The 13,597-nt window shown below is 42.5% G+C and carries 10 protein-coding genes; 4 read left to right on the top strand and 6 right to left on the bottom strand.

Annotated elements, in window-relative coordinates; translation table 11 throughout:
- The first annotated feature begins 194 nt into the window (after positions 1 to 194).
- Positions 195 to 1,082 carry a DMT family transporter gene (locus L4C33_RS13755; protein WP_428812998.1) on the top strand — a complete coding sequence of 296 codons (888 nt, stop codon included), beginning with the start codon at positions 195 to 197 and terminating at the stop codon, positions 1,080 to 1,082.
- A 69-nt stretch (positions 1,083 to 1,151) separates the two neighbouring features.
- Here L4C33_RS13755 and L4C33_RS13750 read toward each other — a convergent pair whose 3' ends face one another.
- The 4 genes from L4C33_RS13750 to deoD all read right to left on the bottom strand — a co-directional run bounded on the left by L4C33_RS13750 (position 1,152) and on the right by deoD (position 6,656).
- The gene (locus tag L4C33_RS13750; protein ID WP_428812997.1) at positions 1,152 to 2,732 is read right to left on the bottom strand and encodes a GGDEF domain-containing protein; all 1,581 of its coding nucleotides are present in this window, start codon (positions 2,730 to 2,732) and stop codon (positions 1,152 to 1,154) included.
- The gene (locus L4C33_RS13745) at positions 2,732 to 4,213 is read right to left on the bottom strand and encodes a tetratricopeptide repeat protein (RefSeq protein WP_428812996.1); all 1,482 of its coding nucleotides are present in this window, start codon (positions 4,211 to 4,213) and stop codon (positions 2,732 to 2,734) included. Before L4C33_RS13745 ends, L4C33_RS13750 begins: the two co-directional genes overlap by 1 nt.
- A gap of 194 nt (positions 4,214 to 4,407) precedes the next feature.
- Entirely contained in the window at positions 4,408 to 5,877 is a 1,470-nt protein-coding gene (locus L4C33_RS13740) for a transposase (RefSeq protein ID WP_428812995.1), read from the bottom strand.
- A gap of 68 nt (positions 5,878 to 5,945) precedes the next feature.
- On the bottom strand, positions 5,946 to 6,656 hold the full coding sequence (gene deoD, locus L4C33_RS13735) for a purine-nucleoside phosphorylase (protein WP_428812994.1): 711 nt from the start codon (positions 6,654 to 6,656) through the stop codon (positions 5,946 to 5,948).
- 362 nt (positions 6,657 to 7,018) lie between these two features.
- Between deoD and L4C33_RS13730 the strand changes: the two genes are divergently transcribed.
- A complete protein-coding gene (locus tag L4C33_RS13730) occupies positions 7,019 to 7,912 on the top strand; it encodes a L,D-transpeptidase family protein (protein WP_428812999.1) in 894 nt (297 codons plus the stop codon).
- Positions 7,913 to 7,935: 23 nt separating this feature from the next.
- Here the strand turns inward: L4C33_RS13730 and L4C33_RS13725 are convergent, their stop codons facing one another.
- Entirely contained in the window at positions 7,936 to 8,202 is a 267-nt protein-coding gene (locus L4C33_RS13725; RefSeq protein ID WP_428812993.1) for an Lpp/OprI family alanine-zipper lipoprotein, read from the bottom strand.
- A 322-nt stretch (positions 8,203 to 8,524) separates the two neighbouring features.
- Here L4C33_RS13725 and L4C33_RS13720 point away from each other — a divergent pair, with 322 nt between their 5' ends.
- Entirely contained in the window at positions 8,525 to 9,856 is a 1,332-nt protein-coding gene (locus L4C33_RS13720) for a DEAD/DEAH box helicase (protein WP_428812992.1), read from the top strand.
- A 67-nt stretch (positions 9,857 to 9,923) separates the two neighbouring features.
- Here L4C33_RS13720 and L4C33_RS13715 read toward each other — a convergent pair whose 3' ends face one another.
- Positions 9,924 to 11,171, bottom strand: a complete 1,248-nt coding sequence (locus L4C33_RS13715; protein WP_428812991.1) for an SGNH/GDSL hydrolase family protein — start codon at positions 11,169 to 11,171, stop codon at positions 9,924 to 9,926.
- A gap of 455 nt (positions 11,172 to 11,626) precedes the next feature.
- Here L4C33_RS13715 and L4C33_RS13710 point away from each other — a divergent pair.
- Positions 11,627 to 13,597: S8 family serine peptidase (locus tag L4C33_RS13710; protein ID WP_428812990.1), on the top strand; the 1,971-nt coding region annotated here is incomplete at its 3' end.

The raw sequence follows: 13,597 nt of genomic DNA, 5'->3' as shown, positions 1-13,597 counted from the left end.
GTCTAAAAACATAACGGTTCCTTGTTAATGTTATAAATAAGATGTAGATATATTACGCTATGGGGTAAGTATTTGTTATAAAAATAATTTAGTGGACAAAAATCGACTATTTTTTGCGGTATGTGTGATGCTTGTCGAATGTAGTTTTTCGGTTGCTTACCTTTTGAACGGAACGCACCAATAAGGATAAATATATGACATATGTCGGTGAGTTTGCCGCAATTGGGGCTGCGGTAGTCTGGGCTGGAGCGACATGGATTTATGGACAATTTGGGCATAGGTTTAGTGCGTTACAACTGAACATTGTTAAAGGAATTGTGGCCTCTGGAATGATGTTGGTTGTCATGCCATTTTTACCAATGCCTGATCTAGAGTTGAGTCCAGCTCACTTTTGGGTTTTGGCTTTCTCTGGAGTAATAGGGATTGCGATTGGAGACAGCGCTTATTTTGCATCTTTGAAGAGAATAGGAGCAAACAAAACGCTGCTGCTTGAATCTTTGGCTCCACCTTTGTCTGGTGTGCTGGCACTGACGTTTTTGGGCGCAGCGCTGACCCTCCAAAGTTGGCTTGGAGTCATCATAACGACATTAGCCGTCACTTTTGTTGTGTTTCAACCTAACAACTCTGGAGAGAAAACGGCATGGAGTGGCATTGGCTTTGGGTTAGTTGCAAGTGTGTGTCAGGCATCTGGAGTGGTGATTTCTCACTATGCATTAGTCGCAGGTGATATACCGCCGTTACTTGGTGCATTGATACGGCTGAGCGTAGGAGTGGCAGCCGTTATGTTGCTGATCCCATGGGTAGAGCGTAAGCCCTTTTCATCTATGGTTACTAATCTAAAATCGATGCATAGTAGAGATAAACTTTGGTTACTGAGCGCCATTTTTGTCGGGACATTTTTAGCCCTCTGGTTGCAGCAAGTCGCTCTTAAACATGCTAACCCAGCAATTGCCCAAACCTTGATAGCGACAAGTCCGGTGTTTATCTTAGTTATTTATGCTTTGAAAGGGGAGAGGGTGTCACGAAATAGTATTATCGGAACTCTGGTCGCTCTGGGTGGAATATCACTTTTCTTCTTATAAGTTTGCGAATCAGTCGTCGTAAGTAAGGCTGCTTCATAAAGCCGTGTAGCAATGTCTGAGTAGGGTTACCTACTCAGTACAAACTTGATTCCTACCATTTGCTTTCGCTCGATACAGTGCTTTATCGGCGCGATAGAATGTTCTTTGCGTATTCTCGCCATCTCGGTGCATGGTGATACCAACGCTTACCGTTAATCCACGTTCGCCAAGGATCTCATTCCAACCGTATTGGAAAATACGCTCACGGTAATTTTCGGCGTGCAGTTCTGCTTTCGCTAAGTCAGCATTTTCTAAGATGACTAAGAACTCCTCACCGCCAAAGCGTACACAAGATGCCCCTCTAAATTTAAAATACGACGAAAGTTCATGTGAAACGCTGACAATGGCTTTGTCGCCGACAAGGTGGCTCAATTCATCATTGATCGATTTAAAGTGGTCTATATCTACAACCATTAATGCGAATGGGGTTTCGTGTAGCAATAAGTCTTTGAGCTTAACGTCTAACCAACGGCGGTTGTGCAAATTAGTCAGTGGGTCGGTAAATACATCTTGTTGTAGCTGAGCTACGGTATTCTTATGTTGTTCAGTTGTTTCTTTTAGCTCTTTGTTCTCTTGCTCAGATAAGATCAGTTTAAGTTGAAGCTCAAAACGAGAAAGACGACGTAACTGGCTTGCACCAAGTTCACTGATAGGGATTTGCTTCATCAAATCGGTTTCAATTCTATAGCCTTTCTTCTCGTGGGCTAATGCTTCTTTAAATTGACCTCGACTGACACAGACATTACTTAACGAGTCATAAAAGTGCTTCGCAAGTACAGGAGAAGAGTAAAGTTTAATACGTTTACTGGTGCTCTCTAAGATCATGTTGGCGATTTGCTGTTTGCCAATAATATTTAAGCAATGCGCGAGCTCAAGACGGATCATTGTTGAAAGCCAACTAGCTTGAAGATTGCTAGCCGAATATTGAACCTTAGATAAGCATAATAGAGCTTGATGGTATTCTTTTTGTGCTCGGTACATTTTTGCTTGATACAGCAAAATCTGAGCTGTAAGTAGTTTATCACTTACCAAAATACTTAATTCTTCGCACTCTCGAAGTAAGTCATTAGCCGCTGAAATTCGGTTCAAGTTAATCAAACTGGCGACCGTATGCAGTTTGTATCTCAAACGTAAAGAACGGCTACTCAAGGCGTGGTCAATACTGTCTATTTTTTGGTAATAGCGTAATGCTCGGTTGTGATCGCCATAGGCATCACACAGGTTACCCATCCCTACAATCGATAGCGCATATTCGTCGATGTACCCATGTTCAACGGCGATAGTAGACGAAGTGACAAATTCGTTGAGCGCAGCGGTGTAATCACCGACTTCAACCAAACGTTCACTGAGGCTACATTTCACCGTGAGAATATCGTCAACATCGTCTGGTAGTCTAAGTAAATCGAGCGCAAGTCTAAGCTCATCCAAGCTAACTTGATTCTGCTTTAGCTCTGCGCGGTATTCGGCACTGATGATGTAGCAGTGTGCTCGCTCTTTTGGAGTTGTCGAAATATGCTGGCGTATATGGTTCCAAAAGATGATGGCTTCTTCACCTGAAACAGAAGAAGCATCGAGGCCGGCATCTGTGATTTTATTCAGTAACGTTTCCATTAGCCTTTACCTCTTGGGGTTTCTAAATCGGAACTTTCTTCGAGTTGTTCAAGAGTAAAAGGGAACGTCAAAATATCGTTGAGAGAAATCTCTGGTTTATTTCCCTTGAGCCCACGTCGGTGCCAAGGGTAAATATCGAGCATAGTTTCAAGAGTGTTGAAGACAGCTTGTGCGGCTTCGTCTTTCTCTGAAAGCATTAATGCCACACGCTCTGAGCTGAGCCTCGAAATAAGGTCGTTTTGATTACATAGCGTATGCGCAATTTCAGTGCACACTTCTAAGTAGTCAGGGTCAACGTGCTGAAACATGATAATGCTGTGGTTAGAGCGTTTGAGCTCCGTTTTATACAGAACCAACTTCTCCCACCAATAAGTTTCGGATACGACGTGTGAAAAGTGTTTTTCTGGGTCATATTCGTGTTGTCCACGAATTCGATTAATGAGTTTTCGGGCACGTTGTTCTAGTTGACGCTTAGAGCCTCGAGCTTTGTCTAGACCAACGCGAGTCGTTTGCTCACGAAGCATAGTAGTAGAATATTGACGGTACTTTTTGAAAGCCGTAAATGCCGCTTCATAGTCTTGGTTTTGTTCTGCTACCAATGATTGTTGGAAGCAAATTTGGCTCAGGAGTTCACCATTGTCGAATGACCCGGCTGATTGCTCTGCTAAATCAAGTAGTTCGGCCGCTTGCACAAGGTTTTTTCGTAGCAGCTCTAAACGGGCTCTGCTGATAAAAGAGTGAGCTTTCATCCATGTTAGATCATGCTCAACCGCTAAACTGTGCGCTTTTTCAGTCGCTCGTTCTGCGTCATCAAGTCTTTCCAGCCCTAGTAGTGCTAATCCTCGGAAATCCCACACTTCTGCCTGCCACGTTTTGTCATTGTGACCTTTTAGAACTTCTTCTGCGCCATCCAACACTGACAACATTTCAACGTGGTTTTGTAACAGGTAATAATCCCATGCAAGCAGGATCCTAGCCTTACCTTCTAACCAGTTAATACGTGTGTTGTTGGCAACTTTTACGGCGAGTCGGTGGGTGGAACAAGCAAGTTTGTATTCATGTGTAATACGCCAAATATTTCCTAAGCCGATCAAACATTCAATTTGTATCTCAACTTCATCAACCAAAGCTGATTGCTCAAGAGCGTTGATCCAAAATTGCTGGGCAGAATAGTATTTGGCTTGTCCCCAGAACTGGAGAGCATGTAGGTGAAGAATTTCAGGAAGAAAGTTATCAGTGTCTAGGCGACTCTGTCTGGAATACGCCTCTTTGATATACTTGAGGCCTTTTCTGTAATCCATTAATTCCCAACAGCTGCGAGACATGAGGATTAACGATTGAATCGCTCCTTCTTCAAACAGCAATTGTTCAGCTCGCGCTAGGGATTGCTGAGCGTGTTCATAGACAACTTTAGGCTCGGAATCTAATCGATTCCGCAGTTGCTCCAATTCTGTTTCAAGAAGGTAGTGGCTTTTATCCAAGTCGAATTTCCATTATTACCGAACATATTGATAACACAATCATTATATGTGTGTGGCCATGGATAAGCACTATTTATTCTCAAAGTGCCAGCCTACGTCATATATATTTACTAATTATATAGTATTAATTCGCATTCTAGCTTTGGAATAACAAATTATATTTTTATATGAACCACGGATAATGTTTCTAAGTGTTACGAGAGGAGTTGCTTCAGCGTTAATGGCGTTTCTGTAACACCAAGACGTTGAGCGGCAGTCAATCCTTGCTTATCTTGGTAGCATAAATTGTGCCAAGCTCTAAATATGTCTAGTAGGGGGAGTATTCCGCCAGGGCGAAGTTTTCGACGCGGTTCATTTATGAAACTGTTAAATAGCAACTGGAAACGTTGCTGATAGAATTCAGTTTGTTTGATACTTGCTTTGTTAAACCATAGCTTTGGCGATGGTTTTGAACCAGATAAATAGCAGATACCTTTTTTCGAGTCTGCTTGATTGGCTATTGCCCAACGATCTCGCCACCAACTCATATGAACAATATCAACCTTGTCGATTGTTCTATCGTTGTTCCAGCCGTTATCTTCTTCGACGTACATTAAGTCAATATTTTGGCTTTGAATACGAGGTAAGCAAACGCTGAGGGCTGCTGAGCGGAGCAATGGGTCTTGTGGCATGTAGATTGAAACATGCTTATCTTGGTCACACATATCTAAAACATGTAAGAAGTGTGCATAAGAGGTATAGGGTGGACGGACTAATGCGCCTTTAGATGGATAAGTAAATGACGTCAGGTTACCCATCGGATCTTCGACATTCCCACGCGCCAAAATGATTTGGTATTTTTGTTCAATACGCTCACGTAGGTTTTTCGACGGTGCAGGTGTACCTAAATTTGCCTCGACAGAGTGATCTCTCGATACAAACCGAGCAATATCGTCGTACGGGTTGTGATCGGTTTGACCAAGCGGCTCTTCGCTACTTGCATAGTTTACATGTTGGCACAGGATGTAACCTGAATGAGCTTCACCGGTGGCGATCCACAAAACACCGTTATTACTGTTTGGCTGTAATAACTGGTAGTGGGAAGCGAATTGGTATTCTGAAGCGTGGTTAACCCACCTTGCATCTATCATCGCTAATTTTCTACGGCAACGACTGGCAATATGATCAACATGGTCATAAAAGGTTTTTGGGTTTATTTCTAACTTTCGACAAATTTCACGTACGGAATAACCCATGAACAGAAGTCCCATGAGGTTTTCTTGAAATTGAAGCTTTTTATTAGAACCTGACCATTTGTCTACGAAAGTAGATTGGCAGTTTTTGCAACGGTAACGCTGGCGATCACCACTATAGCCAAAAGCATGATAGAGGTGTTTATGGGTGTGTACGGATAGCCCAAAATTATCACACTCGTCACTTCGACAAGCGGGTAGACCATCACTGTGAAGTTGTCGTAAACGATGCAGTTCGTTCAACACTTCACGGTTGTTAAGTAAGGGGGGGAAAGCTCCACACTCACGACAAACCATCGCCGGACGCTTAGGGTTCGCATGTTGCAAAACATATCGTTTTGCATCGCTCAATCCAAAGTTGTCACACGCCAATGTTTTACAAAAGTTGAGTTGTAAACCATCTGCGTCTTTTGGCAGTTCGCCGTTGGACACGATCGCCCCCTCGGGATTATCTGGGCAGCCAAGCGAACTTGGCTGCGAAGTACTGCGTTTCAACTCGATTAGATGTTGATTGCTGTTTCTAGAGCTACTTTCATCATGTCATTGAATGACTTTTGACGATCTTCTGAGCTTAGTTTTTCACCACGGATGATGTGGTCAGAAACTGTTAGAATAGTCAGTGCTTTAGCACCTAGATCTGCAGCAACACCGTAGATACCTGCTGCTTCCATATCAACACCTAGGATGCCTAGCTTTTCCATTTTTTCGAAAAGGTCAGCTTCTGGAGTGTAGAAAAGGTCTGCAGAGAATACGTTACCAACTTTCACAGGTACTTCTTGTGCACGAGCTTGTTTAACTGACTCTTCAAGAAGGCCGAAGTCAGCAATTGCTGCGAAGTCATGGTTGTTAAAACGAATACGGTTAACTTTAGAGTCTGTAGAAGCGCCCATACCAATAACAACGTCCATTAGTTTCACGTCGTCACGTACAGCGCCACAGCTACCTACGCGAATTACGTTTTTAACACCGTACTCAGCAATCAGTTCGTGTACGTAGATACAGCATGATGGGATACCCATGCCGTGACCCATAACCGATACTTTTTTGCCCTTGTATGTACCTGTGTAACCAAACATGTTGCGAACATCACAAACTTGCTTCACGTCATCTAAGAAAGTTTCTGCGATGTATTTTGCGCGAAGCGGGTCGCCTGGCATTAGAACTGTTTCTGCGAAATCACCAGGTTGTGCATTAATGTGAGGGGTTGCCATTGTACTTCTCCAAAGTTTTACCGTTATTTACCGAACAGGAGGTAAATTACCAATTCTGTTGAATCTGTTTGTTTCTGTTGAGGCAATATTAGCGAGTTATATAGCGCTTCCATGAGAGGTTTGTCACAATTCAAGTCAGCATTTCAAGTGCAGTCTATATTGATAACTAAATCTGTTGAAACTTGAAAGGCAATCGATTTGTTTACTGTTCTTGTTGAAAAGGATGGCTCAATTATTCAGCGGCATAGTTGATCATACAGCTCAAAGGACGTTAACCTTACGTTATATAAATAGGTTAAGGGCGGTTCATGCAAACCAAGTGGAAGACCCCATTACAAAGTAAAATTCGCAAAGCAATTAAAATGGCGATATTGACGTCTGGATTGATTGCTGGTGGTGTGCATGCTGCAACATTCGAATTACCCCAAGATAGCAGCCGCATTATAGGCAGAATCCAGCACCATGAAATTGTAGAGGGTGAAACCTTAGCGAATATCGCCAAGCAATATGATGTTGGCTTCCTTTCATTAATGGCTGCGAACAAGGGAGTAGATCCATTTTTACCCGAAGAAGGGTATGTTCTTAGCATTCCTTCGCGTTTTATCCTTCCTCAAACTCCTCGTGAAGGTATTGTCATTAACCTTGCGGAATTGCGCTTATATTACTTTGAGCCTGAGCTTAATCAGGTACACGTTTTTCCTGTGGGTATTGGCAGAGTGGGTCGTGATACTCCTGAAATGGTGACTAAAATCAGTCAAAAGCGACCGAACCCAACCTGGACACCACCTAAGTCAATTAGAGAAGAGTACCTAGAAAAAGGTATCGAATTACCACCAGTTGTTCCTGCGGGGCCAGAAAACCCATTAGGTCAATACGCATTAAGGTTGGCTTACGGTGTCGGCGACTATTTGATACATGGTACGAACAAAGAATTCGGGATTGGCTTAAGGGTCAGTTCTGGGTGTATTCGAATGGAGCCAAAAGATATTGAGTGGTTATTTAATCAAGTTGCTAAAGGTGAAAAAGTAACGGTGATTAATGAGCCGATTAAAATTGCGTTGGAACCTGATAGAAGTGTATTTATTGAAGCTCACGAGCCATTAACAAGAAGTGACGGTTCGAAAAAGCAGCTGGATATACCTTTGGAATTGTCTTGGTGGTTAGAAGAAGCGGAAATGTCAGATACCAAAGCCAGAGCCGCTATATTTGCTCAAAATGGTGTACCTGTAGAAATAGCAGCGCCTACTCAAGAGTAGGCGCTATTAAAATAGTGCTTTAACTACTTTGTGTATGACTGAGCGATGTTATCAATACGCTCGTTAGCACGTGCTGCTTCTTCTTGAGCGGCCATTGCTGCGTCTTTTGCTTGCTTCGCTGACATTTCAGCGCTTTCATGTTCACTCTTAAGCGCGGCTACATCGCTATTAAGCTGAGAAATTTGGTTATTTAGTTCATCCATTTTTGCCATCGTTGCTTCATCAGGACCAGAAGCACAGCCCGCTAGAAAAAATACAGATGCTGCAGCTGCGATTAACGTTTTGTTCATAAGAACTCCTTGATTAATTTGGTATCAATAGATGCGCTATACATTATTGGGCATATAGTCGCTTCACCATAATTGTAGCGATAAAAAATAGAACCACATAGTTAAGAACAGAAAAATGTTAAATAATTGAAGTAAATACGTGATTGAGATAACTAAGTCTTACTTTTGAAACAACGACTTTTACGGCTTTAATTAATATAGAGAAGGGATTTCGGCTACAGATGATTAATTTTATGTGATCTCTACCCATTCTGATGTGTTTCGCGGTATCATGTTACGTTAAAAAATTTTCGATACAGAAACATAAGACTGGAGAGTCCTTTTGCACTTTAAAGATTTAGGCCTAGATAATCGCTTATTAAAAAGCTTGAAACACTTCGATTTCAAACAAGCGACTAAGATCCAACAGCAAGCCATTCCTGTTGCCATTGCCGGTAAGGATCTATTGGCTTCATCAAAAACAGGTTCAGGAAAAACCTTAGCGTTTGTTCTGCCTATGTTGCATAAGGCTCTAAAGACTAAAGCGTTTTCAGCTAAAGACCCACGTGGTGTTATTTTGGCGCCAACTCGTGAACTGGCTAAACAGGTTTACGGTGAATTACGTGGCATGCTAAATGGCTTGTCTTACGAAGCTACGTTGATCGTTGGTGGTGAAAACTTTAACGATCAAGTAAAAGCACTGCGTAAGTACCCACGTTTTATCGTTGCAACTCCAGGTCGCCTTGCCGATCACCTAGAGCACCGCTCTTTGTTTTTGGATGGCGTAGACACGCTGATTCTTGACGAAGCTGACCGTATGCTTGATTTAGGTTTTGCTCCAGAACTTCGTCGTATCTCAAACGCTGCTAAGCATCGTCGTCGTCAAACATTGATGTTCTCTGCAACGTTAGACCATGCTGAAGTAAATGGTATTGCTGCAGAAATGCAAGACTCACCAAAGCGTATTTCTATTGGTGTATCGAACGAAGAACATAAAGATATCACTCAAAAATTCTACCTTTGTGATCACCTGGATCATAAAGAAGCTTTATTAGATCGCATCATCGAAGAAGCGGATTACCGTCAGGTGATGATTTTCACTGCGACTCGTTCTGATACAGATCGCCTGACTGAAAAGCTGAACGAGAAAAAACTTAAAGCTGTCGCACTAAGCGGTAACTTAAACCAAACTCAGCGTAACGCGATCATGAGTCAATTTGAGCGTGCAGTTTACAAAATTTTGGTTACAACTGACGTTGCCTCTCGTGGCATCGATATTCCAAATGTGAGCCACGTAATCAACTTTGATATGCCAAAGCACACTGAAGAATACGTTCACCGAGTAGGTCGTACTGGCCGTGCTGGTAATAAAGGTGATGCAGTTTCGTTAGTGGGCCCGAAAGATTGGGACAGCTTCAAGCGTATTGAGCTTTTCTTACAGCAAGATTTAACGTTCTCTGTATTAGAAGGTTTGAAAGGTAAGTTTAAAGGCATTAAGCCGCGTAAACCTGCCTTTAAGAAAGGTGGCCCTGCACAGAAAGCAAGTAAACCTCAAGCGAAGAAGACTCCGAAGAAACCGGTTAAGCGCGATAAGAGCTTCCACAACAATGTGGCAGTGGGCGATACAGTATTTATTCCAAAGAAGAAAGTTGCCCCTAAAGTGGATGACGAGTAACTCTATTTTAAATAAGAAAAAACCGCCTATATGGCGGTTTTTTTATGCTTATTATTCGGCTTTAAGGCTAGAAATTAAACGTCGATAGTGAGTTCTGTAAGATGTTATCTGCGATGTATTTATGCGTGGCGGTTGTTGGGTGTGTTACCCCCCAAAATACATAGCTGTCAGAACCGTATGTCGCGCAGTCAYTGGTTAAACTGTGGCTGTAAAGGTAATCCATTGAAGAGCTACGTTGAATGTTCAAACAAGCGTCTTCAGCATTTCTAAACCCATGTTGCTCAGGGTTGTTGGTGATGCTAGTAAACAGAGCATTAGCATCAAATAAGATTACGTTCTCGCCTTTACTTTGGTAGTACGCGGCTTGTTCTTTTATGAATTCGTTAAATTCGACTATTTTTGCGCGAACTTTAAGGATCTCAGCTTCTGTAGAGTACTTAAATTGAGGCGCTTTCGTCGCATCTGGCAAAGTGAATAAAAGAATGTTTTTTGCACCAGAGTCATTTAAGCGGATCATAGCACTGCTGAAATCAGCTTTTACGTCTGCGACTTCTCGGTTGTAGTTCATGAAGTCGTTTAAACCAAACTCTAACGTAAATAGCGTATTTTCAGGGCGATAATTTTTCGCTAGTTTCATGTACGTAAGGTACGAAGTCACCTGATCATAAATTCCTGTTAAAGCGACGTATTGGTTTGTACCAGCAGCACCGCCTACCGCCCAGTTATACAATGGGATGTCTTTGTCTTTAGCAAGATACTCTGTCCAGACTAAGCCATTAGAAAAGTGACCAAGGAACCAGGAATTAGGGTTAGGGAATACCCATTGAGAGCCATTAAATAAGTTGCCGGTATCAGAAAGACTATCGCCAAATGCAACGATTCGATTGATGCTGCTTGTCTGAGAGGCAGTGTCGTTTGTCCAGATAGAATGGTTATATGAAAACCGGTTGTCTGCAGCAAAGTACGTAATATCGGCCGCGCCGTGTTGAACGTCGAGTGTTTGCTCACAACGCTGTTTAATCTCAGCTTGGGGTGTGTTGCTATAAAACATATTCTTGAATGAAACTGATGACCACCAGTACCCTTCAACCGTGAAATATTCACCATTATCGTCAAGCGCCCATTCCCAGTCAGTCGCTGGGGAATCGTGACTGGCATCTGTGCGGTACCAACAGCGTACATATGAATAGGTTTCTGAACCTTGTGTTTGCATTATCTGGGCAGATGAAATGGACTCAGGAGTTAGTGCGATATCTTCAGAGGCTTGCGCCCCAAGTGGCATTAATAAAGCCAGACCCAACATTGTATTTTTCATAGGCAAAATCTTATCTGTTAAGTATACGAATACTTCGTCAAATTTGTTTTTGAGAATCACTATCAAAAACTGGTCAGACCTATATCTCTCATCAATGCTAGTGTGTCAATCCATTTGAATTCACTCCAAATAGAAACTGGTACAAAGATCATAGTTTCAACGTAATTATGAAATTTAGCCGGAAAAATAATTAGAGTATTTATTCAAATCAATTGACTTTAAATTTATAAATTAAACTTAAGCTATTGCTTTATAAGGGATTGTTAATGTTTTTATGTTGTTAACTTGTGGTGTTTTTGTTGTGATCTGTTATGCAATTAGTTTCCATTTGCATTTATAAAATTGGATTAATTGATTTGTTAGTTCTATAGCTCTTGACCTGCTGGTTGAGCAAGCTGAACGCTTGGGAATTTATCAGCAGTGAATAATAACGCTCCTACAAGGAAAAAGAGCAAATGAAAAATACACATAATAAAAACAAGCATTTACTAAAGGTTATCGCTTTAGTTCCTGCATTGTCAGTGGCGACAAGTAGCTATGCCGCACCCTCTATCCAGATGGATGAAAGCGAGCTTCCCGTTAAATATATGGTTAAGTTTAAAGAGTCAGAATCATCGGTTCCATCCACTATGGGTTTAAACCCATTTTGGGGGGCGAGAATGGTTCAAGAGTCTGTATTAGATAGAGTGAATGCTTCGAACGTAGAAAAGTTGGGGGCTGAATCTGTTTATAGTGTTGAGTTGGCAGATGAAGCTCTCACGAGCCTTCAACAAAACTCTGATGTTGAATACATTGAAATTGATCCTCCGCGATTTTTGCTGAGTGAAACGTCGCCTTGGGGTCAAAGTGCTATTAATGTCGCTAACTTAACGGATGAACATTCAGGAAATCGAACCGTTTGTATTATCGATTCCGGCTATGACTTAACGCATAACGACCTGAGTGGAAATCAGGTCAGTGGTACAAATGATAGCGGTACAGGGCAATGGAGCTCACCTGGTAACAATAATGCTCATGGTACTCATGTCGCAGGAACAATCGCGGCGATCRCCAATGGCGAAGGTGTCGTAGGTGTCATGGCCAATCAAAATGTAAACTTACATATTGTTAAGGTATTTAATGAGTCTGGTTGGGGGTACTCATCCAGCTTGGTTAAAGCGATTGATACCTGTGCTCAAAATGGCGCGAATGTTGTCAATATGAGCTTAGGGGGCAGTCAATCAAGCCGAACTGAAAGAGATGCGCTTCAGCAGCAGTATGACAATGGAGTTTTACTTATTGCTGCAGCGRGTAACTCAGGTAATACAGCACATAGTTATCCAGCTTCTTACGATTCAGTGATGTCGATAGCAGCAACGGATAACCAGAATCACCATGCAGCGTTCTCTCAAGCTACGAACCAAGTTGAAGTGGCAGCGCCGGGTGTGGCTGTACTGTCTACGGTAACTGTTGGGGAAGGTGTTCTTTCTGATATTAACTTAAATGGCGTTAGCTATTTTAATCGTGGTGTTGTCCCTCATAATCGTAAAACTTTAGATGGTACAGGCAGTTACCAGGCAAGTAGTGTTGCAGGGAATGTGACTGCTGAGCTTGCTACGTGTGACGTTTCAACGAACGCCTATAACTGTGGAGATATGGCGGACAAAGTATGTTTGACCGAGCGCATAGAGAATCAACGTTCAGGGTATCGTCCTGAAATTGACCCTGTTAAAGCGTGTTACAACGCGGGTGCAAAAGCCGCGATTGTTTACAGTAATGAAGCCTTGTCTGGTCTACAAAACCCATTTGTTCTTGATGACAATAACAGTTACCCATTGGTTTCTGTCACGGTGGATCGCGAACTGGGTTTAGAGTTAGCAAGCGCTGTTGGGCAGCAGATCACTGTGTCGACTACGACGGGTGAAGATTACGAGTACTACAATGGCACTTCAATGGCGACCCCACATGCTGCTGGCGTTGCTGCTTTAGTTTGGAGTTATCACCCTCAATGTACTGCGGCTCAGGTTCGTTCGGCTCTTAAAGCGACAGCAACAGATATTGATGTTGCAGGGCGTGACGATAGAACTGGATATGGACTCATTAATACTAATGCTGCGAAAGAGTATCTGGATTTAGGCTGTAATGGGCCCGATGGTGGAATCAGTGATTTGATACTGACCAATAACGTACCTAAGTCTCCTGTTTCTGGCAGTTTACGCTCAAGCACCGTATATACTTTTGAAGTACCAAGCGATGCGACCTCTGTTTCTTTTACATTATCGGGCGGTTCTGGTGATGCTGACTTATATGTGAGAGCAAATGGGGAGCCAACAACGAAGAGTTATGACTGTCGTTCGTGGGCCGGTGGTAATGGAGAAGAATGCGTTGTTTCTAATGCTCAGTCAGGCCAATATCAAGTTTTAGTCTACGGCTATGCAGCCTACGAA

It is taken from the genome of Vibrio makurazakiensis (genome assembly GCF_050337375.1).
Taxonomy (GTDB): Bacteria; Pseudomonadota; Gammaproteobacteria; order Enterobacterales; family Vibrionaceae; genus Vibrio; species Vibrio makurazakiensis.
This window is presented reverse-complemented; position numbering and strand designations above follow the sequence as displayed.